This window comes from Leeuwenhoekiella polynyae (assembly GCF_004104075.1).
GTDB lineage: Bacteria > Bacteroidota > Bacteroidia > Flavobacteriales > Flavobacteriaceae > Leeuwenhoekiella > Leeuwenhoekiella polynyae.
The window spans coordinates 473419-498689 of the sequence record NZ_QOVK01000001.1 but is presented as its reverse complement, the minus strand read 5'-3'; the positions used below and the strand labels follow the sequence as shown (position 1 = coordinate 498689).

At 34.5% G+C, this 25271-nt stretch carries 21 protein-coding genes and 1 tRNA gene; 16 read left to right on the top strand and 6 right to left on the bottom strand.

What is annotated here, in order from left to right; genetic code table 11:
• Positions 1-813: 813 nt before the first annotated feature.
• From rnr to DSM02_RS02135, 3 genes are all read left to right on the top strand, one after another.
• Positions 814-3018, top strand: coding sequence for a ribonuclease R (gene rnr, locus DSM02_RS02145; RefSeq protein ID WP_128764097.1), 2205 nt, complete (start codon positions 814-816; stop codon positions 3016-3018).
• Between the two features lie 148 nt (positions 3019-3166).
• A complete protein-coding gene (locus DSM02_RS02140; protein ID WP_128764096.1) occupies positions 3167-3835 on the top strand; it encodes a head GIN domain-containing protein in 669 nt (222 codons plus the stop codon).
• Between the two features lie 123 nt (positions 3836-3958).
• A complete protein-coding gene (locus DSM02_RS02135; protein ID WP_128764095.1) occupies positions 3959-4675 on the top strand; it encodes a LysE family translocator in 717 nt (238 codons plus the stop codon).
• 57 nt (positions 4676-4732) lie between these two features.
• On the opposite strand, the gene DSM02_RS02130 is transcribed toward DSM02_RS02135, so the two are convergent.
• Both DSM02_RS02130 and folB read right to left on the bottom strand, forming a co-directional pair.
• A tRNA-Cys gene (locus tag DSM02_RS02130) sits at positions 4733-4803 on the bottom strand.
• Positions 4804-4853: 50 nt separating this feature from the next.
• A complete protein-coding gene (gene folB / locus DSM02_RS02125; RefSeq protein ID WP_128764094.1) occupies positions 4854-5210 on the bottom strand; it encodes a dihydroneopterin aldolase in 357 nt (118 codons plus the stop codon).
• A gap of 277 nt (positions 5211-5487) precedes the next feature.
• Between folB and DSM02_RS02120 the strand changes: the two genes are divergently transcribed.
• The 4 genes from DSM02_RS02120 (at position 5488) to DSM02_RS02105 (ending at position 8720) form a co-directional block, all read left to right on the top strand.
• Entirely contained in the window at positions 5488-7518 is a 2031-nt protein-coding gene (locus DSM02_RS02120; RefSeq protein WP_128764093.1) for a glutamine--tRNA ligase/YqeY domain fusion protein, read from the top strand.
• A gap of 177 nt (positions 7519-7695) precedes the next feature.
• Positions 7696-8070, top strand: a complete 375-nt coding sequence (locus tag DSM02_RS02115) for a YtxH domain-containing protein (protein ID WP_128764092.1) — start codon at positions 7696-7698, stop codon at positions 8068-8070.
• Between the two features lie 6 nt (positions 8071-8076).
• A complete protein-coding gene (locus DSM02_RS02110) occupies positions 8077-8475 on the top strand; it encodes a hypothetical protein (RefSeq protein ID WP_128764091.1) in 399 nt (132 codons plus the stop codon).
• Positions 8476-8477: 2 nt separating this feature from the next.
• Entirely contained in the window at positions 8478-8720 is a 243-nt protein-coding gene (locus DSM02_RS02105) for a DUF6327 family protein (protein WP_128759538.1), read from the top strand.
• 72 nt (positions 8721-8792) lie between these two features.
• Here the strand turns inward: DSM02_RS02105 and DSM02_RS02100 are convergent, their stop codons facing one another.
• Entirely contained in the window at positions 8793-9812 is a 1020-nt protein-coding gene (locus DSM02_RS02100) for an SPFH domain-containing protein (protein WP_128764090.1), read from the bottom strand.
• A gap of 90 nt (positions 9813-9902) precedes the next feature.
• Here DSM02_RS02100 and DSM02_RS02095 point away from each other — a divergent pair, with 90 nt between their 5' ends.
• Positions 9903-10562 carry a hypothetical protein gene (locus tag DSM02_RS02095; protein WP_128764089.1) on the top strand — a complete coding sequence of 220 codons (660 nt, stop codon included), beginning with the start codon at positions 9903-9905 and terminating at the stop codon, positions 10560-10562.
• Here DSM02_RS02095 and gltX read toward each other — a convergent pair.
• Positions 10557-12071 (bottom strand): glutamate--tRNA ligase, encoded by a 1515-nt coding sequence (gltX, locus tag DSM02_RS02090; protein ID WP_128764088.1) that lies wholly within the window; start codon positions 12069-12071, stop codon positions 10557-10559. The genes DSM02_RS02095 and gltX overlap by 6 nt on opposite strands.
• Before the next feature lie 213 nt (positions 12072-12284).
• Between gltX and DSM02_RS02085 the strand changes: the two genes are divergently transcribed.
• The 5 genes from DSM02_RS02085 (at position 12285) to DSM02_RS02065 (ending at position 19710) form a co-directional block, all read left to right on the top strand.
• On the top strand, positions 12285-15674 hold the full coding sequence (locus DSM02_RS02085; RefSeq protein WP_128764087.1) for a hypothetical protein: 3390 nt from the start codon (positions 12285-12287) through the stop codon (positions 15672-15674).
• Positions 15667-16080 carry an rRNA maturation RNase YbeY gene (ybeY, locus tag DSM02_RS02080; RefSeq protein ID WP_128764086.1) on the top strand — a complete coding sequence of 138 codons (414 nt, stop codon included), beginning with the start codon at positions 15667-15669 and terminating at the stop codon, positions 16078-16080. Before DSM02_RS02085 ends, ybeY begins: the two co-directional genes overlap by 8 nt.
• A 79-nt stretch (positions 16081-16159) precedes the next feature.
• Entirely contained in the window at positions 16160-18037 is a 1878-nt protein-coding gene (gene mnmG, locus DSM02_RS02075; protein ID WP_128764085.1) for a tRNA uridine-5-carboxymethylaminomethyl(34) synthesis enzyme MnmG, read from the top strand.
• A 55-nt stretch (positions 18038-18092) separates the two neighbouring features.
• A complete protein-coding gene (locus DSM02_RS02070) occupies positions 18093-18935 on the top strand; it encodes a class I SAM-dependent methyltransferase (RefSeq protein ID WP_240673958.1) in 843 nt (280 codons plus the stop codon).
• Positions 18936-19146: 211 nt separating this feature from the next.
• Entirely contained in the window at positions 19147-19710 is a 564-nt protein-coding gene (locus DSM02_RS02065) for an OmpH family outer membrane protein (protein WP_128764084.1), read from the top strand.
• Positions 19711-19758: 48 nt separating this feature from the next.
• Here DSM02_RS02065 and DSM02_RS02060 read toward each other — a convergent pair whose 3' ends face one another.
• Positions 19759-20907, bottom strand: coding sequence for a DNA polymerase III subunit (locus DSM02_RS02060; protein WP_128764083.1), 1149 nt, complete (start codon positions 20905-20907; stop codon positions 19759-19761).
• Between the two features lie 138 nt (positions 20908-21045).
• Here DSM02_RS02060 and DSM02_RS02055 point away from each other — a divergent pair, with 138 nt between their 5' ends.
• From DSM02_RS02055 to DSM02_RS02045, 3 genes are all read left to right on the top strand, one after another.
• Entirely contained in the window at positions 21046-22233 is a 1188-nt protein-coding gene (locus tag DSM02_RS02055; RefSeq protein WP_128764082.1) for a phosphoglycerate kinase, read from the top strand.
• A gap of 85 nt (positions 22234-22318) precedes the next feature.
• Entirely contained in the window at positions 22319-23929 is a 1611-nt protein-coding gene (locus DSM02_RS02050) for a lytic transglycosylase domain-containing protein (RefSeq protein WP_128764081.1), read from the top strand.
• Positions 23930-23947: 18 nt separating this feature from the next.
• Complete coding sequence (locus DSM02_RS02045; protein ID WP_128764080.1) at positions 23948-24916, top strand: DUF4837 family protein; 969 nt, start codon at positions 23948-23950, stop codon at positions 24914-24916.
• 77 nt (positions 24917-24993) lie between these two features.
• On the opposite strand, the gene DSM02_RS02040 is transcribed toward DSM02_RS02045, so the two are convergent.
• A complete protein-coding gene (locus DSM02_RS02040; RefSeq protein ID WP_128759526.1) occupies positions 24994-25200 on the bottom strand; it encodes a Sec-independent protein translocase subunit TatA/TatB in 207 nt (68 codons plus the stop codon).
• Positions 25201-25271 lie beyond the last annotated feature (71 nt).

Below are 25271 nucleotides of genomic sequence, written 5' to 3'. Positions count from 1 at the left end.
TGTCATCAAAAAAGTAAAATCAAAATTGCTTTCTATCAAAAAAATTACAAAGCAGATCATGGGTAATACCATGCAAGAAAATCTTTCTAAATTTTGTTGGCAGTTTATGAGCAATTCAAACGTTCATTTTTAATAAATGTTAGTAAGATTTTATTCAAAAAATACTATTGATTACTGTTATCAACAATTGTTAACAGCGTTTTGAAATTCGTTGATAATTAAGACTTATCTAATCTGAAAAGATCTGTATAAGTCGTTAATATCTACCAATAATTAAAAATCCAAACTTTAGATATGTAAATTTATACCGCTATTAACAAACAATAATAAGCATCAGTTTTAATTTAAATTTTAAAAAAGAAAAATGATAATTATATATACTGTTAACAACTGAAATAAGATTGAAAGAAAATTTGAATTTTTTAGAAAACTTAAAGTGAACTCAAAAAAAAAGAACCCTTTTTAGAGAGTTCCTTTTTTTGACTTTAAAATTGATGTATCTTTTAAAAAATTGAATTGACGTACGATAAGACTCCTAAGAATCCTAGTATAAAAATACTAAGAAAGAGGATGATGACCGTATAGCGCTTCAACAAAAACGTTTTCATATCGAAAAAGTTTGATTAATGAATAGAACAAATTTAGTATTTATTTAACAAGTGAGACCTTTTTTAAATTAAATATTGGTTATATAACAGTTAAATCTGTATTTATTTGATTTTTAAGGACTAAGATTAACTTAAAGTTCACGTAATACATCTAAGTTTTTCAGCTTTTAAAGCTAATTTTGCACTAATTAATACAAAGCATTGAATGCCAAATAAAAAAAGACGAAGATCCAATACAAAAATCGGTAACCTTACTCAGAAAATTATCTCTATTTTAAAACGGGAACCCGGTAAATTATTCAACCATAAACAGATTGCGGCAAAACTTCAAGTAGACGATCCTAACAGCCGCAATGAGATCGTTAGAGAATTAGCACAGCTTACAGCAAAAAAACATATCGAAGAGAAAGAACGCGGTAAATATGTATTTAGCGCAGAATCTCATTATCACACTGGTAAATTAGATTGTACCAGTAAAGGTGATGGTTATGTAATTGTTGAAGGAATGGAAAATGATATTTACATTCCTAAAAATAACATGAATAAAGCCTTAAACGGTGACATTGTAAAAGTTTACGTTTACAAACAACGCAGAAGCAAGAAACATGAAGGAGAGATTGTAGAAATAGTAGAACGCAAGACTGATGAATTTGTAGGTGTAGTTCAAATGCAAAAAAACTTTGCCTTTGTAAATACTTCTGCAGAAGGAAAAATGCGTACTGATGTTTTTGTTCCGAAGAATAAATTGAATGGCGCTGAAGATGGTGAGAAAGTTTTAGTAAAGATTGAAGACTGGCCAGAGAAAGCAGATTCACCCTTTGGCAAAGTCATTAAGGTTTTAGGGATGCCTGGTGAGCACAATACAGAGATTCACTCTATTTTAGCTCAGTATGGTTTACCGCATGATTTCCCAAATGAGGTAGAAGAATATGCTAATAATATAGATACCAGTATTAAAGCAGATGAGATTGCAAAACGCCGTGATATGCGTGATGTGCTCACCTTTACGATTGACCCAAAGGATGCAAAAGATTTTGATGATGCTTTGAGTTTTCAGGTTTTAGAGAATGGAAATTATGAGGTAGGTATTCACATTGCAGATGTATCGCATTACGTAATTCCCGGAACGATTTTAGATGATGAGGCTTATGAACGTGCTACTTCGGTTTACCTGGTAGATCGTGTGGTTCCAATGCTTCCGGAGATTTTGTCTAATAATGCGTGTTCGTTGAGACCTCATGAAGAAAAATACACATTTTCAGCAGTTTTTGAATTAGATAAATCTTCAGGTAAAGTAAAAGAACAGTGGTTTGGTCGTACAGTAACGTATAGCGATGCGCGTTTTGCTTATGAAGAAGCGCAACAAATTATAGAAACTCGAGAAGCAACCATTCCTGCAGAAATTTCCCTTACCGGAAAATCATATAACGTAGATCCTGCTATTGTTAATGCTACTCTAGAATTAGACAGATTAGCAAAAATTATGCGCAGACAGCGTATGAAAAATGGAGCTATTTCTTTTGATAAAGTTGAAGTTAAATTTGAATTGGATCAGGAAAATGATCCCGTTGGAGTTTTCTTTAAAACTTCTAAAGATGCCAATAAACTGATTGAAGAGTTTATGCTTTTGGCCAATAAGAAAGTAGCAGAATTTATAGGAAAGCAAAGTCCTAAGAAAACATTTGTATATAGAATACACGACGAACCCAATGATGAAAAGCTTGCAGCTTTACAAACCATTGCAGGTCGTTTTGGTTATAAAATGAATCTTAAAGACCGAAAAAGCACAACAGCATCTTTAAATAATTTATTGACTGATGTTGCCGGTAAAAAAGAACAAAATTTAATAGATACACTTGCAATACGTACGATGAGTAAAGCGGTGTACAGCACAGATAATATTGGCCATTATGGTTTGGCTTTTGATTATTATTCTCACTTTACTTCTCCCATACGTCGTTATCCAGATGTAATGGTTCATAGATTATTACAGCATTATCTGGATCAGGGAAAATCTGCAAATGAAGAAGAATACGAAGAAAAATGTAAGCACAGCAGCGATATGGAATATCTAGCTACTAGTGCAGAGCGTGATTCTATCAAGTATATGCAGGTCAAATTTATGCAAGACCACAAAGATGAAACCTTCCTAGGGGTTATTTCTGGTGTTACAGAATGGGGTATTTATGTTGAGATCATAGATAATAAATGTGAGGGTATGATTCGCTTGCGTGATATTAAAGGCGATCATTTTGACTTTGACCAGGAGCAATATGCAATAGTAGGTCGAAAGACCAAACAAGTAATCACGTTAGGCGATGAAGTGTTAGTGAAAGTTAAAGAGGCAGATTTAGTCAAGAAACATTTAGATTTTACGTTAGTAGAGGTAAAGAGCGCAATAGAAGCTTAGGCAACTGTAACAAATTGAGTTTTGTATTGTCTCTCTATTGGCACCGCCAAAGGGTTTAGCTCCCTTGGCTTTCCTTAAAATTGAAAATTTGTTTTTAACCAAAGTCTCGTAGGCTTGCCTCGAGGTAGTTGACTAAAATTAAAATCTTATGAAAAAACTAATCATTGCATTACTACTGGTTGCTACAACCGCTACTTATGCACAAGAAACTAAGGCTGTAGGAGATTTTACCGAGGTTAAAGTTTTTGACCGTATGCGTGTAAATCTCATCAAATCTTTAGAGAATAAAGTTATCTTAAAAGGAAAAGATACTGAAGATATCGAACTCGTAAACAAAGACGGAGTTCTCAAGATTCGTATGGATATTGATAAAATATTTGATGGTAATGAGACTTTTGTAGAAGTACATTATAACAATTTAAGAGTTATTGATGGTAATGAAGGAGCAGAAATCGTTGTAAACGAACTTATAGAGCAACCTAAAATAGAAATACGTGTGCAGGAAGGAGCACAAGTAAAAGCTGGTCTTGAAGTAGAAAATGCCGAAATGCGTGCTGTAACCGGCGGAATTATAAATGCTAGTGGAACTGCTAAAAATCAAAATGTAGAAGTGAATACCGGTGGTATTTATGAAGGCAAATCTTTAGAGACTACAGATACTTATTTACGTATTCAGGCAGGGGGAGAGGCAGATATTTTTGCTAGAAGAACTGCAGAAGTAAAGATCAGAGCCGGTGGTGATGTACACGTTTATGGTAATCCTACAGAGCTTATAAAAGATAAATTTATTGGAGGTCGTGTGACCGTTATGAAGTGATTTAATTCAATTTAGTTACTTTTGTGAGTATAGGCTTCAGGTTTATCTGAAGTGAGAATCTTAACTGAATTATTCTTAGAATACTTTTAACCTCTAATCAGGTAAAAGATTTCATACTCCTAAATGTTACAAGACTTATCAACTGCAATACCACTGGGTTTTCTACTCGCATTTCTTGTAGGACCTGTGTTTTTTGTACTATTAGAAACAGCTGCTTTAAAAGGTTTTAGAGCAGCTTTTATATTTGATATAGGTGTTGTAACTGCAGATACTATCTTTATTCTCATTGCCTATTTTAGTACCAATCAGTTGCTTGATAAACTCAAAGATGATCCGGCTTTGTTCATTTTTGGAGGAATGTTGCTAACAGTATACGGTGTTATTTCCTTTTTAAGAGTGCGTAAAAACAAACTTGATGATGATGAGCATCCTACCGTTGTAATGAGTAAACGCAATTACTTAGGCCTTTTTGTAAAAGGTTTTCTATTGAATTTTATAAATATAGGAGTTCTGGGATTTTGGCTGGTTATCCTTATATCTGCCGGGCCACAGCTCGATATGAATTCTGATCGCTTACTTATATTTTTTGGTGGAATTTTAGCTACTTATCTATTTATAGATATCATTAAAATTCTTTTAGCTAAGAAGTTGAGAAGTAAATTAACGCCTACTCGTATTGCATTGATCAAGAAAATTATCAGTGTTTTGATGTTTCTTTTTGGATTGTTACTAATCTCAAAGGGTTTGTTTCCTTCTAAAATACATGAGATAGAAAAGCGTATTGAAGAGATTGCTCCAGAAAATCAGTTTAATTTGGATACTGATTCAATCACGCTTTAAATATTTATAACTTTATTAAATAAAAAAAGACCCTTCAGTAATGAAGAGTCTTTGTTGAGGTGTCGAGCGGATTCGAACCGCTGTAGATGGTGTTGCAGACCACTGCCTAGCCACTCGGCCACGACACCCTTTTTATTAGGACTGCAAATTTAAGGTTTTTCTTTAGATATAAAAGCTATTAACGTTTTTTAGTCATAGTAACTCCTACCGAAGCCACATCTCCACCTATAGGCGGGTTTATTTTACGTACCGTAACCTTAGCTTTAGTTATTTCTAATATTTCTGATAATGAACGATTTAGAATTCTTTCACATACCTGTTCAAGAAGTTTAGAGCGCTGTGCCATTTCTTCTTTAATTATTTTATTGAGATGCACATAATCTACGGTATCACTTAAATTGTCTGTTACGGCAGGTTTAGTAAGGTCTGCTTTTATCTTTAAATCTACCAGATAATCAGATCCTATCTGTCCTTCTTCAATAAGACAGCCGTGATAGGCGTATACTTTTACCCGGTTTAGTTTTATAGTTCCCATAATTATTAAGCACTTTAAGACTGTAAAGATATTATTTCTAATCACAGAAATTAGAGAATGAATGGCTTTAAATAGCCTTTTTAAAAGCCGCAAACACGTGTATTTTTTAGTAATTTTACACATTTAATGAGTCTGTAATTTATTGGCACCGCCAAAGGGTTTAATACTCCGGGGCTTGTCTTGAAATTGAAAATTTGTTTTTAAGGGATGCTTCGTGGGCTTGATCCGAGGTAGTTTAATAAAATTAAGAAGGGCTCAAGTATAGCACAACACAACTATGGCAGAAGAATATGTAGCGCTCAATTTTTTAGAGCAAATAGTAGAAGAAGATATAAACAACGGTTTTCCTAAGTCTGATTTACGATTTAGATTTCCTCCTGAGCCAAACGGCTATTTACATTTAGGCCATTGTAAAGCGATTTGTATAAGCTTTAGACTTGGTGAGAAATATAATGCTCCTGTAAATCTTCGGTTTGATGATACTAATCCTTCAAAAGAAGAGCAAGAATACGTAGATGCTATTCAAGAAGATATTAAATGGCTAGGCTATAAATGGGACAAAGTTTGTTATTCTTCAGACTATTTTCAGCAATTATATGATTGGGCTATTCAGCTTATAAAAGAGAAGAAGGCCTACATAGACTCACAATCTAGTGAAGCGATGGCCGAACAAAAAGGAACTCCTACAGAACCGGGTAAGAATAGTCCGTACCGGGATCGTTCTGTTTCAGAAAATCTGGAGTTGTTTGAGAAAATGGCAAAAGGTGAGTTTGCTGAGGGTGTACATGTCTTACGTGCTAAAATAGATATGGAATCGCCTAATATGCTCTTACGTGATCCTATAATGTATCGGGTTATTAACAAAGCACACCACCGCACCGGAAATACCTGGAATATCTACCCAATGTATGATTGGGCTCATGGAGAAAGTGATTATGTTGAGCAAGTTTCTCATAGTTTATGTTCCTTAGAATTTAAGCCGCACAGACCGCTTTATGAATGGTTTGTAGACAATGTTTTTACAAAAGGGGTAAAACCTAAACAACGTGAATTTGCGCGCTTAAATCTCAGCTATACGATTATGAGTAAGCGTAAATTGCTTAAGCTCGTACAAGAGAGAATTGTTAGCGGCTGGGACGATCCTAGAATGCCTACTATTTCGGGAATACGCAGACGGGGTTATACCCCGGCAGCAATACGTAATTTCATAGATACCGTAGGAGTTGCAAAGCGTGATAATGTAATTGATGTTTCGCTTCTAGAATTCAATGTACGCGAAGATCTAAACAAGACTGCTCCACGTGTGATGGCGGTTTTAGATCCTGTAAAACTGATTATAGATAATTATCCTGAAAATCAGGTAGAATGGTTAGATGCCGAAAATAATCAGGAAGATGAACGTGCAGGTTACAGAAAAGTGCCTTTTTCTAAAGAACTGTATATAGAAAAAGACGACTTTAAGGAATCTGCAAACAGCAAATACTTTAGACTTACTTTAGGTAAAGAAGTTCGTCTTAAAAACGCTTATATCATAAAAGGTGAATCTGTAGTTAAAGATGATGCAGGAAAGATCACAGAAATACATTGTTCTTATGATCCTGATTCACAAAGTGGAAGCGGTACAGAAGCTAGCCTGCGCAAAGTAAAAGGAACGTTGCATTGGGTTTCTGTCGAACAAGCTGTAAAAGCTGAAGTACGTTTATACGACCGTTTATTTAATCACGAGTCTCCAGATGGGGATAAAGATGTTGATTTTATGCAACATCTCAATCCTAATTCACTAGAAACGATTACGGGTTATGTAGAGCCTAGTTTAAGTGATGTAGAACCGGGTGATATTTTTCAATTTCAGCGTTTAGGATATTTTAATGTTGATAAGGATAGTACAACAGATCATATAGTTTTCAACAGAACGGTAGGTTTGCGGGATACTTGGGCAAAGGTCGAATCAAAGACAACTACTCAAAATCAACAAAAAGCAGCTCCAAAGAAGCATATTCCTCAGATACCGGCTTTAAATGAAATAAAAAAAGTAGGTAAAAAACTAGCTCAGCTTCCTGATGAAAAACGTGTAAAAGCAATTACTCGGATTAGAGAATTGGCAAAGGATGTAGATTTTGAAGAATTAAAAGACTTGTTCAATACTTCAGCAAAAAAGATAGGTACCCGTTTAGCTGTTTTAGAAACATTGATTGTACTTATAAAATTAGAAAGAGTAGATGCTAATGAATCAGAAGTAGCAGCTTATTTAGAAGAAATGAAAACGTCTGATAATGAATTACTCTTAGAATCTTTAAATCAGCTTTAATAAACTTAAGAGTATTTTCATTAAGTTTTACTTATAAATCATCGTATCAACTAAAAAAGAGCTATAACGACTCTTTTTTAGCATACCTTTAAGGTTAATAGTCAATTTATTAACCGGTTATTAACGGAGATTAGATTTTAACATTCTTACTTTTGGTCATCACAAAAAATAATCACCATGTCAAAAACAAGTAATACCATTTTAGCATTAGTAACTGGAGCAGCAATCGGAGCAGGTTTAGGTCTTTTATATGCACCAGAGAGTGGAGATAAAACAAGAAAAAAAATCTCTAAAAATGCTAAGGATGCTAAAAAGAAATTAGAAAAGCAAATTCAGGAAACTTCTGAGCATTTGTCTGCTTCTGCAAAAGATGCAAAAAAATCTTTTGATGCTAAATTAGAAGATACTTTGAAGACTGCAAGCTCTAAAGCAGACAATATTTTAGTTTCTATGGAAAGGAAATTAGAAGAATTGAGAAAGAAAAATGCTAAAGCAACTGATGAGGTTGTTGAAGAAGTAAAAGATATCGACGTACCAACTGCAAAAGCATAAGCGTGCATGTCTATATTCAATATTTCAGAACACATAAATAAAGTATCAGACGATGCAAAAAAATATCTAAATAGTAGTTTAGAATATTACAAATTAGATAGTTTTAAAAAAATGATGGATGGTGCTGTATCATTAGTAAACCTAATGGTTAGCGGTAGTATATTTATTATTTTTATACTTTTTATTTCTGTTGGAGTTGCAATCACAATAGGGGAATCATTAGGAAGTTTAAGCTACGGTTATTTTATTGTTGCAGGAATATATCTACTGATATTTCTACTCTATAAACTTTTTGGAAAATCTTTTATTACAGAAATTGTTTTAAGAAAATACTCTAAAGTCTTTTTTAATGAATCTACTCAGGAAGAGGTTTTAGATGAAGAATTTAAACACTTAAAAGAATAGGTATGAAAGAATATAAATCATTTGATCAGATTGATAATGATCTTAAAATTCTAAAGTTGCAACAGCAGATTGATGAAGAGCAACTGAAGCTGAGTATAAATGATACTAAAAATGCTTTCTCACCTGTAAGTCTGGTAGCAGGCTCATTAGGAGCTATTGTTCAAAAAGCAGTGGTTTTAAAGGCAGTAAATAAGATATTGGGTATCAAAAAAGTTAAGGTCAAAAATATCGATGAGAATAAGTAAAATTGTTATTGAAAATAGAAAAATAAAAAAACCGAGGTGAAAGCCTCGGTTTTTTTATGGATATTTATCAATCTATAGACTTGAAAGATCATCATTTAGATCGGTATAGTCATCATCATAACCCGATTGTGGTTTTGGTTCAGATTTCTTTTTTGCTTTAGCTTTAATTCCTAATTCATCATTGCGCTTTTTCATTTCTTCTCCTATTTTGTTAGAAGCGACAAAACTCGCGATCATATTGTTGAGCATATCACTACCGGCTTGCGGAGAATTAGGCATTAAAATAAGATTAGAATTGGTGTTTTCTCCCACAGACTGTAACGTATCATAATGCTGAGTAACTACAATTAAAGCCGAAGCTTCTTGAGAATTGATACCAACATTGTTTAAAACCTCTACAGACTCTTCAAGACCGCGTGCAATCTCTCTACGTTGGTCTGCTATCCCTTGACCTTGTAAACGCTTACTTTCGGCCTCTGCACGCGCCTTAGCAACTATTTTAATACGTTCTGCTTCCGCTTCATACTCTGCAGCTACTTTCTCCCGCTCAGAAGCATTAATACGGTTCATAGCGATTTTAACTTGTTGATCAGGATCAATATCGGTAACAAGTGTTTTAATGATGTCGTAACCATAGTCTGTCATAGACTGGTTTAATTCACTTTTTACAGCAATTGCGATATCATCTTTGCGTTCAAAAACGTCATCTAATTTCATTTTAGGTACCTCAGAACGCACCACATCAAATACATAAGATGTTATCTGATTTTGAGGATCTTCAAGTTTATAGAAAGCATCATAAACATTAGATTTTACCACCTGAAATTGCACCGAAATTTTCAGTCTTACAAAAACGTCATCTTTAGTTTTGGTTTCAACGATCACATCTAATTGCTGAATACGCAAATTTACACGACCGGCAACTTTGTCTATAACAGGAATTTTTAACTGAATACCAGAATTACGTACACTGGTAAATTTTCCGAAGCGCTCTATAATAGCAGCTGTTTGTTGCTTGACAATGAATACTGCTGAAATCAAAATGATTAACCCAAAAAAGAGAATAATGGGTAAGATAAAAGTAGGTGACATATTTTAAGTTTTAATTAATTGAAAAAATTAAAGAATAGAATTATCAATAATACAATACATTTGTCGCCCTTTTTAAAAATATGTAACGCTTTGAAGCAATTTTTCTTTTTTCTACTGATTTTCTGTTCAATTTCAATTCAAGCTCAACGTAAAGATTACTCTTCTAATAGAATAGGTTTACAAGGACAATATGCTCTATTAGACTTGAATACGTCTAATTTTGAAACCATTCAAGAATCTGGATTTTTAGTTGGTTTATCTAAGCGTTCTGCTTTTTACAACAACTTTGATTTGATCTTTGGAGTCGATTTTATGCAGACTTCAATTGCTGTGAATGCTGAAAATACCACAGCGATTGAACAAGTAGAATATACTTGGAGTGGGGCACAGGTAAAATTAATATTGAGTTATTTGATTGCTGGAGATTACTTAAGCATAGAAGCAGGACATGTTTTACAGGTAAACAGTAAAATGAAATTAGACAATGCAGACCAAAGCGATCTGATTGTGAAGGGATATACCAACTTACAAGCTGAAGATATACAAGAATGGTCTCGGGTAAGTGGTATTGTTATGGCTGGTATAAGCGTAGGATTTACGCATGTACGTTTGACAGCAAATTATCAATACGGATTTACAAATGCATTGAACAAACTGAATGATCAGGATTTACAATTAAAAGATCCTGCAGCAACAAACTTCAAAGGAAATCTAGGGCTTATAACTGCAGGAATCGTTTTGTATCTATAAAGTTTCTATTGCAAATCTGATGCGTTCTAAGGTCTTTTCTTGACCTATAGTTGAAGCAATCTCAAATACATCTGGTCCAGACATAGATCCTACAAGACTCAGTCTTAGCGGTTGCATGACTTTACCAAAGCCAAGACCTTCTGATTGAATCCATTCTTTTACATTTGCAGATAGATTTTCTGCTGTAAAATCTTCGGTTTCTGCGACGATTTTTGATAAGGAAGTCATAATGATTCCGGTATCTTCTTTCCAGGCTTTTTTAGCTGCTTTTTCATCATAAGATGTAGGTCTCTCAAAAAAGAAACTACCTTGTTCCCAAAGATCTGCAATGAAAATTGCTCGCTCTTTTACCAGATGAATAACGTGTTGTACATACGCATCATCACAACTTATTTGCTTTTCTGTTAAAATAGCTTGTAAACCAGAAACTAAAGATTCATCTGTTGCTATATGCAAATGCTGCTGTTGAAACCATTTTGTCTTTTCTGGATCAAATTTAGCTCCTGATTTATGTACACGTTCCAGATCAAAATCGTTTACCAGTTCTTCAAGGGTATAGATTTCCTTTTCAGTTCCCGGATTCCAACCTAAGAATGCCAGCATATTTACCATCGCTTCCGGTAAATAGCCATCTTCACGGTAGCCTGCAGCTGTATCTCCTGTTTTAGGATCTTTCCATTCTAAAGGAAAAACAGGGAATCCCATTTTATCACCATCTCTTTTACTCAATTTTCCTTTTCCTACCGGCTTCATTATTAACGGTAAGTGTGCAAATTGAGGCGCTTCCCAGCCAAAAGCACGATATAACATCACATGTAAGGCTAGTGAGGGTAACCATTCTTCCCCACGAATTACGTGTGAGATTTCCATTAAATGGTCATCTACAATATTTGCCAGATGATAGGTTGGCATCCCATCTGCTTTAAAAAGCACTTTGTCATCCAGAAGATTGGTATCTACTTCAACAGAACCTCTAATGATATCTTCTAACTCTAAGATCTCATTTTCTGGAGATTTAAAACGAATAACATAGTCTTCGCCTGCATCAATACGTTGCTGTGTTTCTTCAGCAGAAATCGTAAGCGAATTATCTAATTTGTTACGGTTATGCCAGTTGTAGATAAATGTTTTACCATTTTCTTCATGCTCTTTACGATGCGCATCAAGGGCATCGGCAGTATCAAATGCATAATATGCATCACCAGAAGCGATTAATTTTTCCGCGAATGCGAAATATTTATCCTTACGTTCACTCTGTCTGTATGGCCCAAAACCACCTTCTTTACTAGGACCTTCTTCAAAAGGAATTCCGCACCAGTTTAAAGCTTCAATGATATAATTTTCAGCACCTTCAACATAACGGTTCTGGTCTGTATCTTCTATTCTTAAAACAAAGGTTCCCCCGTGTTTTTTAGCAAAAAGATAATTATATAAAGCTGTTCGTACACCGCCTATATGCAAAGGACCGGTAGGACTGGGTGCAAAACGCACACGTACATTTTGAGACATAGTAAAATTTTAGGCTGCAAAGGTACTTAATAAGCCTAATTGACACACACTAGAACGTTTCTGTTTTGCACGATAATCAAGATTTATAAAAAGGGAAGGATGTTTTATAGTCATTTTATGCAATAATATCTTGTAACTTTTAGTATAACTCGCTATACTATAAAATTGTAGTTTTAGTTATTAAATAAACGAAGCATAAAAACCAAGAGGTTTATGGAAGCTTTAGAGCAAAAATTAGAACAGTTTATTAATAAATATTATAAGAATGAGATTCTTAGAGGTTTGCTGTTTTTTATTGCGATTGGGCTTACTTACGTTTTACTGGTTGTAGGTATTGAATATTTTTTATGGTTGAGTACTTGGGGAAGAGCCTTTTTGTTTTGGTCCTTTGTTGGGGTAGAACTGCTTCTCATTTTTAGATTGATCTTAATTCCGTTATTTAGATTATTCAAACTTTCTAAAGGAATTGATTACAACAGTGCTTCAAAACTTATAGGAAATCATTTTCCTGAAGTTCGTGATAAATTATTAAATACCTTACAGCTTAAAAATACATCTGGCGATTCAGATTTGATTGAGGCGAGCATTTTACAAAAAAGTAAAGAGCTTGAACCCGTTCCTTTTTCGCTTGCGATCAATTATAAAAAGAATGCAAAGTATATTAAATATGCGCTGATTCCAGTTTTGGTTTTTGTTGCGATCAGTTTGAGCAAAGGCACTTCTTTTTTTAGCGAAAGCGCAGAACGTGTTCTGGATTATAAAACCGAATATATTCCGCCGGCACCTTTTCAATTTGTGTTATTGAATGAAGAACGAAATGTGATAGAAGGAAAGTTTGTTGAAATTCTCGCTAAAGTTGAAGGCGATAAAATTCCTGAAGAGGTAAGTCTTGATCTTAATGGCATAACGTATTTAATGAAAAATAGAGGAGGAGGTCGTTTTGCTTATACCGTAGAACAGGCTACTGAAGATTTGAGTTTTCAGTTTTCTGGTAACGGTTTTAATTCTTCTACCTTTAATTTGTCGGTAGTAAAAACACCTTTGATCTCAGATTTTAAAATGCAGTTGGATTATCCGGCTTATTTAAATCGAATTTCAGAAACTATTCAAAATACAGGTTCGGTTACGATACCAGAAGGCACTAAAATTTCTTGGAATATTTATACACGTAACGCTGACAAGCTAGAATGGATTAGTGATTCTATTTATTTGTTTGATCAGCAAAAGGAAACATTTGGTTTTGCAAAACGTTTTTTCAATAATTCAACTTACAGTATAGCAACAAGCAATGCTAACTTACAGCGCTATGAAGAATTGAATTATAAAATTGACGTTATAAGAGATGCGTATCCAGAGTTGGAGTTAACTATAAAAAAAGATAGTGTTAATGACACTCAAACCTATTTTAGAGGAATAGTGTCTGATGATTATGGCTTGAAAGACTTGAAAATGGTTTATTATATTGATAATCAATTAGATAGTAAGAAAACGAATCTTATTTCAATTAATCCAAGTACAGTTGATCAATTTTACGCTGCATTTCCTGGGAATTTAGAATTGGATAAAGGAGTTAGCTATAGTTATTACTTTGAAGTTCGTGATAATGATGCACCACACGGTTATAAAGCTACACGTTCAGAAGTACAAACATACGCTTCTTTGTCTCAAGATGAAGCACTAGAAAAACAATTAGAACTTCAGGAAAACAGTATTAAAGGTTTAGATAAATCTGTTTCTAAAATGCAGGAACAGGAGCGCGATCTGAAGGAATTACAAAATTTACAAAAAGAAAAAAACAGTCTTGATTTTAATGATAAACGCAAATTAAAGTCTTTTTTACAGCGACAAAAAACTCAGGAAGATTTAATGAAAAGCTATTCTGAGAAATTAAAGAATAGTCTTAGCGAACTTGATAAGCTAAGTGAAGAAAAATCACCTGCAAGTCAACTTTTAAAAAAGAGAATTGAGAATAATGAGAAGCAGTTAGAAGAGCAAGAAAAATTACTTGAAGAGCTCGATAAATTACAAGACATGATGGATAACGAAGAGCTTAAAGAACGTCTTGATAAAATGAGTAAGAACAGTAAAAACTCCAGCAGAAGTATGGAGCAATTACTTGAATTAACCAAGCGATTTTTTATTCAAACTAAAGCTGATCGTATAGGAAGACAGCTTAAAAAATTAGGAGAAGAGCAAGTTAAAGAAGGTCTTAATAAAGAAGCTTCTTCTTCTGAAAAGCAAAAAGAATTAAATAAAGAATTTCAAGATTTAAAGGATGAACTTAATAGTCTTGATACAGAAAATAAAGAGTTGAAACAACCTATGAAGCTTCCTGAAAATGAAAATCAGAAAAAGGATATTGAAAAGGAACAACAGGAAGCTTTAGATAAACTAGAGTCTGATCCCAAGAATACTCAATCACAAGATCAAAAGGATGCAAAATCAAACCAGAAAAATGCGGGTAAGAAGATGCAAAAAATGGGTGAGCAAATGATGCAACAGATGAGTGCTGGAGGTGGAGGCGCTCAACAATTAGAAGAAGATGTTGAAATGCTTCGGCAAATATTAGATAACCTTATGGTGTTCTCTTTTGATCAGGAAGATCTGAAAGATAAGTTTCAAAACATCAATAATTCAAATCCGGCATTCTCAAAATATCTGGTTCGTCAGAATACGTTGAAAGAGAATTTTAAGCATATAGATGATAGCTTGTTTATACTTTCTTTGCGTAACCCAATGCTAGAAGAAGATATCAATAAAGAATTGATTTCAATAACTTATAATCTTGATCACACCTTAGAGCGATTAGCAGATAATGATGTCGTTAAAGGAGTTTCTAGTCAGCAGTATGTTTTTGCCGGCGCGAATAAATTAGCAGATATGTTATCTGATATTTTAGATAATATGAACCAGCAATTATCACTAGCTATGGGTTCTGGTTCTAGTGGTATGCCTATGCCATTTCCACAAGGTGGTGGTGCAGGAAAACAACTTTCAGATATTATTATGTCTCAAGAAGAGCTTCAAGAAAAACTTGGAGAAAGTGACTCTGGTAATAAAAAAGGTGACGGTAAAGAACAAGGAAAAAAAAGAAGTTCTGGAGACAATGGAAGTGGAGTGGAAGGTAGTAATGGAAAAAAATTGGGAGGTCAAAATGGTACTGGTGGTGAAGGAGAAAATGGTATTTCTGAAGCTGAATTAGCAAGACAATATGAGGTATATAAACAGCAAGAAGCTATACGTAATCAATTACAAGATTTGATTGAAAAGAACGGTTTAGGAGAAGAAGCAAAAAAGGCATTAGAACAATTAGATCAGATTCAAGAAGATCTTTTATCGGGCAATTCTCAGAATGCAAAGAAACGTATGGGTGATGTTATTCAGCAATTTTTAAAACTTAACGATGCTGAAAATGAAAAGGACAAAAACAATCAAAGAGAGTCTAATTCTAATACGTCATCATTTCAAAATAATACGGATAATGAACTTCCTGAAATGAAAAATTATTTCAATTCTCAAGAGATATTAAACCGTGATAAATTGCCTTTAGATCCATATTATAAACTTAGAGTAAAAGAATATTTTAAAGAAAGCAATGATTGAATTTAGTAGTCAAAATGATTTTGTTCTTGATAATGAAGATCGCGTCGAGAAATGGTTAAAAGGGATCGCCCTTAAAGAGTCTTATGGTATCGATTCGTTAGGTTATATTTTTTGTTCTGATGATTTCTTATTAGACATTAATAAACGGTTTTTAGATCATGATACACTTACCGATATAGTGACTTTTGACTATACAGAAGACAAGATTTTAAATGGTGAGATTTATATAAGTACAGATCGTGTAGCTGATAACGCTGAGCAATTTAAAGTATCATTTAATACTGAATTATTACGTGTAATCTCTCACGGATTGTTGCATATGTGTGGCTATGGTGATAAAACAGATGAAGAAAAGAAGACGATGCGTGCTAAGGAAGATGAGTGTCTTATTCTTTGGAATGCTTAGCTTATTGCTAGCGCCTTTATTTTAAGTATCTTTGCGCCCATTTTTAAAGGAAGTATAATTAAATGTTTCACGTGGAACAATGAGTTTTTTTGATCAGACATATGACGTTATTGTAGTAGGAGGGGGACACGCTGGTTGTGAAGCCGCAGCTGCCGCAGCAAACACTGGAAGCAGCACCTTATTAGTTACTATGAATTTGCAAAACATCGCACAAATGTCTTGTAATCCTGCTATGGGAGGTATCGCAAAGGGACAAATTGTACGCGAGATCGATGCAATGGGTGGTTATAGTGGTATCGTTTCAGACCGTACGGCCATACAATTTAAAATGCTCAATAAAAGTAAAGGACCCGCAATGTGGAGTCCTCGAGTGCAAAGTGATCGTATGCGCTTTGCAGAAGAGTGGCGTTTGATGTTAGAAAATACACCTAATCTTGACTTTTATCAGGAGATGGTAAATGGTCTTTTAGTTATAGGAGATCGTGTAACTGGTGTTCGTACTTCTTTAGGAATTGAAATTAAAGCTAAGTCCGTTATTCTTACTAATGGTACTTTTTTAAATGGACTTATTCATATAGGTGATAAGCAATTTGGAGGCGGAAGAGCAGGGGAACGAAATTCAACTGGAATTACTGAACAACTTATTAATTTAGGCTTTGATTCTGGTAGAATGAAGACAGGTACACCACCGAGAGTTGATGGTAGAAGTTTAGATTTTTCTAAAATGATTGAGCAACCTGGGGATGAAAATCCACAGAAGTTTAGTTTCAGTAATGTGACTAAATCGCTCACTAATCAACGCTCTTGTCAAATGAGTTATACAAGTCCTGAAGTTCATGATTTACTTCGTGAAGGCTTTGATCGGTCTCCAATGTTTAACGGAAGAATTCAAAGTACAGGCCCTCGATATTGTCCTTCGATCGAAGATAAAATTAATCGGTTTGCAGATAAAGATCGTCACCAGCTTTTTGTTGAACCTGAAGGATGGAATACGATTGAATATTATGTAAATGGTTTCTCTACTTCCTTACCTGAAGAAGTTCAATTTAAAGCATTGCGTCAAGTTGCAGGTTTTGAAAATGTGAAGTTTTTTAGACCAGGTTATGCAATAGAATACGATTATTTTCCACCTACACAATTGCGTCATACTTTAGAAACAAAATTGGTTTCAGGATTATATTTTGCAGGTCAGATTAACGGAACCACCGGTTATGAAGAAGCAGCTTCTCAAGGATTAGTTGCAGGTGTAAATGCTAGTTTAAAAGTTCAGGAAAAGGATCCTTTTATTTTAAAAAGAGACGAAGCTTATATTGGTGTTTTAGTTGATGATTTAATCACTAAAGGAACTAAAGAACCCTATAGAATGTTTACTTCTCGGGCAGAATATAGAACGCTTTTGCGTCAAGATAATGCAGATAGTAGATTAACTCCTCTATCTTATGCTATAGGTTTTGCAGGTGAAGATCGTATGCGTGCATTGGATAAAAAAGAAAGCGAAGCTCAAAATCTTGTTGACTTCTTTAATAACACGAGTATAACTCCAGAAGAAGCAAATCCTGTTTTAGCAGAAAAAGGTACAACGCCAATGAAACAATCTGATAAGATGGTAAAAATCTTCAGTCGCCCTCAGATTGATCTTGATGATATGTTATCTTTTAATGAAGTTCAAGATTATGTTGCAGAACATAATTTAGATACTGAAGTTTTGGAACAAGCAGAAATCAGAATTAAATATTCTGGTTATATCGCAAAAGAAAAAGCAAACGCAGATAAATTGCAACGCTTAGAGAATATAAAGATTCCTGATAATTTTGATTATACTAAGTTGAAATCATTGTCTTACGAAGCGCGTGAAAAATTAACCAAAATTCAACCTACAACCATTTCACAAGCTTCACGGGTTAGTGGAGTTTCACCCAGCGATATTTCGGTAATGTTGGTTTATATGGGGCGGTAATTTTATAGTTCCACGTGAAACAATCAAATTAAATTTCAGAAAAAGTAAGCCTTCCTTGAGTAAAAAATCTAAAATCAATATCAAAGATCACTCTGTAACTAAAGAGAATTTTGATCTTATTTATAATGAAGAATTAGATATGTATAGTACAGATCCAATTCCTCAGAATTTAGAAAAGTATTATTTAAGCGAAAACTATATTTCTCACACAGACTCTAAAAAGGGCATTGTTGAAAAATTATATCAGCTAGTAAAAAGTTATATGCTGAAGAAAAAGTTGAAACTAGTTTCTGATTATTCAGCAACAGGATCGCTTTTAGATATTGGTGCCGGTACCGGTGATTTTTTAAAAGTTGCAAAAAATAAAGGTTGGGATGTTGAAGGAATTGAACCCAGCGAAATTGCAAGAACTCATGCTGAGACAAAAGAACTTTTGTTATATGCAGATGAAGGTGGAGTAGGGGAGCAAACTTTTGATGTGATTACCATGTGGCATGTATTAGAACATGTACCCAATCTTCAAAAACAAATAAATTGGTTAGCTGAGCACCTTGACAAAAATGGGACACTAATAATAGCAGTTCCTAATTTTAATTCTTGTGACGCTAAAATGTATAAAGAATTTTGGGCAGCCTGGGATGTGCCTAGACATTTGCATCACCTTTCAGCAAAAAGTATAAAAACACTTTTTAGTAAAAATGGATTTGAAGTGATAGATCAAAAACCTTTAATCTTTGATTCATTTTACGTGAGCTTGCTTTCAGAAAAATATAAAGGATCTCAATTTAAATTTATTTCAGCATTTATTAATGGGTTGCGTTCCAATTTAAAGGCTAATAGTTCTGGAGAGTATTCTTCCTTAATTTATATACTGAAAAGAACCGATTTCGCTAAATAAGCCTATTTAAGGACGTTTTAAAGTTTAAGTCTTGTCGTTTGTTTAGAAAATTTCAAAAGACCCTTAAATAAGCGCTGAAGAATTTATTTTTAATAGAAATTTATTATTTAGTATTTAATTACTATAGATTTTATAAATATTTATTATTTCTGAAGAATTCCGTTCTTATTTGAATCAACTAATTACTTTTACGCCAAATTTTAGAAAACTTATGAAAACTACATTTAGCATTTTATTAATTGCATTAACCCTTATCGGTTGTTCAAAATCAAAATCAGCTTTTGTTGATACTCAAAAATTATTTGAGGACTATACAGAAATGACAGAAGTTCAAGATAAGTACACAAAACTTACTGATGATGTGCGTGCTGATTTACAACCTAAAATTCAGGCATTTCAAATCAAAGTAGATTTGTATCAGAAAAATGCACAATCTATGAGTATGGCAGAACGCCAGACTAAGGAGCAGGAACTTGGAGCACTTCAACAAGAAATTCAACAAATGCAGCAAAATCGTGGTGGGCAGATTCAGCAAGAAAGTCAGGCAGCTGTAGATTCAGTAATCAGTAAAGTGAGAAAGTTTATTGATACCTATGGTGAAGAAAACGGTTACGATTTTATTTACGGTAAAAATGAAAGTGGTAATGTACTTTATGGCAAATCTGAATTAGATATTACAGACAAAGTTTTAGAAGCTTTAAATAAAGAATATTCTTCAGGATCAACAGAACCTGTTAAAACAGAATCTCCAGCAGATACAACAGCTGCAGAGTAATTTGTTTTAGAATAGATAACTAAAAAAGCAGCCAACTGGCTGCTTTTTTTATGCTTTAGTATGCAATAAACGAGTAAGCTTTATCGAGAGATCGGTAAGAATGATTTTAGCATTCCCATTGCGTTCTATATGATACGCAGCAGTTTGCAGTTCTTCAATAAGTGATTCTATATTATTTCCATGAATAAATGGAGCAAATTTAGCAAGTTCAAACTGGGTTACCGGTTGTAAATACACGAGATCTTTAGCACCATAATTCAATAACATCGCTTGCCTAAAAAAATCTTCACAGTATCCTAAAAAGTTCTTTTGAGTTTCTCTTCCTTTTGAGGCAATGCTTTCACTCCAGGAGATAAGATCAATTATAGACTTCTTGTTTCCGCGAGCTTTAAATGCGGTACGCACCCAACTTACGAACCAGGTTTCAAACTCTTCTTTATCACTGCTGTGATCTAGCAAATGCATTGCCAGGTTGTAGTCTCCGTGTGCTTTTATTGCCAATTTTTTTGCTTCAGCAGCATTACAATTGTGCTCATTTATAAGTGCTGCTTCTAAAGCTTCTGCAGCTAAAGGAGGAAATCGTAGCACTTGACAGCGAGATTTTATCGTGTCTAATATGAGGTCTTCATTTTCAGCAATGAGTATAAAAACTGTTTTTTGTGGTGGTTCTTCAATAAGCTTTAGCAATTTATTAGATGCAGCGCTATTCATCTTATCAGCCATCCAGATGATCATCACTTTAAAACCGCCTTCATACGATTTTAAAGAAAGTTTTTTTACGATATCATGCGCTTCATCTACACCTATTTTTCCTTGTTTTTTCTCAATACCTATATGCTGATGCCAGTCATACAGGCTTCCGTATGGGTTTTGCTCTGTAAAACTGCGCCATTCTTTTGCAAAATTATCAGAGACAGGATGAGATTTTATGCTATCTGTGGTTGCCACAGGATAGGCAAAATGCAAATCAGGATGTGCCAGATGGTCAAACTTTAAATTGCACGAAGTAGAGCCACCGGTATTCTCACCTTTGGTATTGCTACAAATTAAATATTGAGCATAAGCGATGGCGCAGAGCAAGACGCCGCTACCGCTGGAACCTATAAATAATTGGGCGTGAGCCACGCGTTTGCGGTCAACACTAGTGGTGAGGTGTTTTTTTATAAAATTCTGACCGAGTATAGATTGAAATAACATGGGCTCAAATATAACAGAAATGTAACGTATTTTTTGAACCTATCTGTTATATTTGTTAGCTACATCACGTGCTTAATGCCGTGTTTTCCCATAAAGATAAACAACTAGTTAATTACTGAAATCACAAATAACGAATTCATGAAAACCATCGAAGATTTTAATTTTGAAAATAAAAAAGCACTAATACGTGTAGACTTTAATGTTCCTTTAGATGAAAATCACCAAGTGACAGACGCTACTCGTATTGAAGCTGCAAAACCTACAATTTTAAAAGTTTTAGAAGATGGTGGTTCTGCTATTTTAATGTCTCACTTAGGTAGACCGAAGGATAACGAACCAGAATTCTCTTTAAAGCATATCGCTGCTAAGGTTTCTGAGATCATTGGTGTTCAGGTTAAATTTGCTGAAAACTGTGTAGGCGCAACAGCTGAAAAAGCAGCTGCTGAATTAGAACCGGGAGAGATTCTTCTTTTAGAAAACCTGCGTTACCACGAGGAAGAGACAAAAGGAGATAAAGGTTTTGCTGAACAACTTTCAAAATTAGGAGATATTTATGTGAATGATGCCTTTGGTACAGCCCACCGAGCACACGCTTCTACAACCATAATCGCTCAGTTTTTTCCAGAAAATAAATGTTTCGGCTATCTTTTAGCTAAAGAAATTGAGAGTATAGATAAGGTGCTTAACGATAATGAAAAGCCGGTTTTGGCTATTTTAGGTGGAGCTAAAGTTTCTTCTAAAATCACAGTTATTGAAAATGTACTGGATAAAGTTGATGACCTGATTTTAGGTGGAGGTATGGCTTATACGTTTATCAAAGCGCAAGGAGGAAAGATAGGAAGTTCTATCTGTGAAGATGATAAACAAGAATTAGCTCTTGAAATTCTTAAAAAAGCAAAAGAGAAAAATGTAAATGTTCATTTGCCTGTAGATGTTCTTGCAGCAGACAGTTTTTCTGAATTCGCAAACACAAAAGTAGAACCTATAGACAGCATTCCTGACGGGTGGCAAGGTCTTGATGCTGGGCCAAAATCTTTAGAGAATTTTGCTCAGATTGTTGCAAACAGCAAAACAATTCTTTGGAATGGTCCTTTGGGTGTTTTTGAGATGGAACCTTTTGCAAAAGGAACAATCGCTTTAGGAAATGCAATTGCAGATGCTACTAAAAACGGAACGTTTTCTCTTGTAGGTGGTGGTGATAGTGTTGCTGCTGTAAAACAATTTGGCTTTGAAGATAAAGTAAGTTATGTGTCTACAGGTGGTGGAGCAATGCTAGAAATGCTTGAAGGTAAAGAGCTTCCGGGTATTGCTGCTATACGCGATTAATTAGTATAAGCATACAGAATAAATTTGGCGTTTTAGAATTCGATTAAAAAATACGACTTTAGCGTTTTTATCGTTGTAAAGAGGTATGAAAAAACGTTATCGTCTAGGTTGTGCACTTATGCTCATGACCGCAGTGAGCTTAAATGCTCAGAAAAAATCGTCAAATCTTGAAACATATGAAGTGTCTAGAACACTTCCTGTTGTTGATACTATAGAATTAAAAGAGAAGCTGCTTTTGAGGGAACAGGAAATTGCGAGAAGCAATACTGCCCGGAAAAAGCAGCCTTTTTTATATAAAGAAGTGGAGTGGGATAGTACCCTTCAAAACCTGAATGATCGAAAATACGCCGCAAAGATTGATAGACTCTGGATGGAAGAGCTTACAAACGGTAGCTTATACGATTCTATCACCGCTCTCGTAGATGATACGGAGTATGAGGATGTAGATTATCCAGAACTCACGACTAAAGTGCTTAAAGAACGCTTAGCGGAGCTTGATGCACGTACTCCTTTTAATGTAGAGTACAATCCTTCTCTTGAAAACGTTATTAAAGGCTATTTAAAGCGCCATAAACCCACATTAGAGCGCTTAATGGGATTATCTCAATTCTATTTCCCGGGTTTCGAAGAAACGCTTGATAAGCACAATATGCCACTAGAATTAAAATACTTGGCTATTGTAGAATCTGCGTTAAGACCTCGCGCAAAATCTCGAGTTGGAGCTACAGGTATGTGGCAATTTATGTTCAATACCGGTAAATTATACGGTTTAGATGTTAGCTCTTATGTTGATGAGCGTATGGACCCTATTCTTTCTACTGAAGCTGCAGCACAATATTTATCTAAGCTTTATGAGATTTTTGATGATTGGGATTTAGCATTAGCCTCTTACAACTCAGGTCCTGGTAATGTGAGTAAAGCGATACGTCGTAGTGGTGGACGCACCAATTATTGGAATATTAGACATCATTTACCACGTGAAACAGCAGGTTATATTCCGGCATTTTTAGCCACGATGTACATATTTGAATACGCTGATGAGCATGGATATCACCCGGCTCAACCAGATGTAAATTATTTTGAGACTGATACCATACGGGTTAAAGAAACTATTACTTTACAACAAGTTTCAGCGTATACCGGAGTTTCGTTAGATGAAATTCAGTTTTTAAACCCGGCTTATAAGTTAGATGTGATTCCTTATCTTGAAGATAAAGAGTATTATTTACGCTTGCCTATTACTGCAATTGGACCTTTTGTAGCTAATGAAGAAAACATTTACAATACCGCCAAAAAAGAGCTTGAGCGTGATGAGAAAACACTTCCGCAGTATTTAGAAGTTCCATCAAGCGTTACCTATCGTGTACGTAGCGGTGATTATTTAGGAAAAATAGCTTCTCGTTATGGTGTAGGTGTTTCGCAGATAAAACGATGGAACAATCTTAGATCTAATAATTTAAGAATAGGGCAGCGATTAAGCTTATACCCAAATAAACCGGTTGCTACAAGCTCTTCTAAAGGGAGTTCAAAATCTGTAACAAGTAGTGGAGAAAAGAAATATGTAGTACAGCGTGGTGATAGCTTGTGGAAGATCGCCCGTAAATTTCCAGGTGTAAGTGCAGAAAATCTTAAAGTTTGGAACGATATTAGTGGTACTAAACTAAAACCGGGAATGACCTTGGTTATAGCTAACTAACTACAATAGATTTTTATTATGCAAAAATTACTTTTAGCCTTCTTTCTTTTTGCTCTCGTAGCTTGTAATGACAAACCTCAAGGCAAGATTTTATCGGCTTCTTCTGGTGGATTGAATAATCTTACAGTTGTAATGCCTAATGATTTATGGTCTGGGCAGGTAGGGGAGAATATCAGAGAAAAACTAGCAGGTCCTGTAAATGGGTTGCCTCAGGTAGAACCTATGTTTGAGATCAATCAGATGCCTAATGAGGCATTTTCTGGTTTTATGCGAAAACAACGTACATTTTTAAAAGTAGAGCAGGCAGATACTGCATCATTAGAAATTGTTCACGATGAATATGCACGTCCTCAAACGGGTATTATTCTTAAAGGACCTACCGAAGAAGACATTATAAATCTCATCAAAAAAGATAGTGCGAAGATTGTAGATACCTATAAAGATACAGAGTTCACAGAAAAAATCAGACGTATAAGTTTATCGCTAAAAGATGATAAACCTCTAACTGAAGCTTTTGGGATTACTATGAAGTTTCCGTCGGCGTATCGTTATGCAAAAGAAGATCCAAATTTCTACTGGATTAGAAAAGATATTCCTAACGGAGATATGAATATAACGGTTTACGAAGTGCCTTATAACTTAATCGATAAGGACTCTAATACAATAGGTTCACTAATTAAAATGCGTGATTCTATAGGTGGTGATAACATTACAGTGAGCGAAGGAATGCGTTTTATTACAGAAGAAGCTTTTGCACCTTATCTAAGCGAAACTACAATAGACGGAAAACCGGCTTACCAAATGAAAGGTATGTGGGAAGTAAAAGGTCGCTTTATGGCAGGGCCTTTTGTAAACTTTACTGTTGATGATAAAGAGAACGACAGGTATTTGGTTTTAGAAGGTTTTGTGTTTAAACCTTCAGCAAATAAAAGAGATAATATTTTTGAATTAGAATCTATTTTACGCTCAGTAAAATTTGTAGACTAACCTAAAATAGAAAACAATAAAAAAGTCCTTTAAGTTTTAGTTAAAGGACTTTTTTTATACTCTTACCTTGGTGAGGGTTAAGACTTTTTCTCTTCGATTGTTTCGTCAGATTTATGTGGAGCATCGTCATCTTTAGAAGCATCTTTAAACTCTTTAATCCCGCTTCCTAATCCCCTCATCATCTCAGGTATTTTCTTACCTCCAAAAAGTAAAAGTATTACAACCACGATAAGTCCTATCTGCCAAGGCCCTATCATTCCTAAAAATATTGCTAATGCATTCATATCATGATAATTTAGATGGTAAATATAACAAGAAATCATAAGAATAGACATTTCCTTTGAAAACTTTAGCA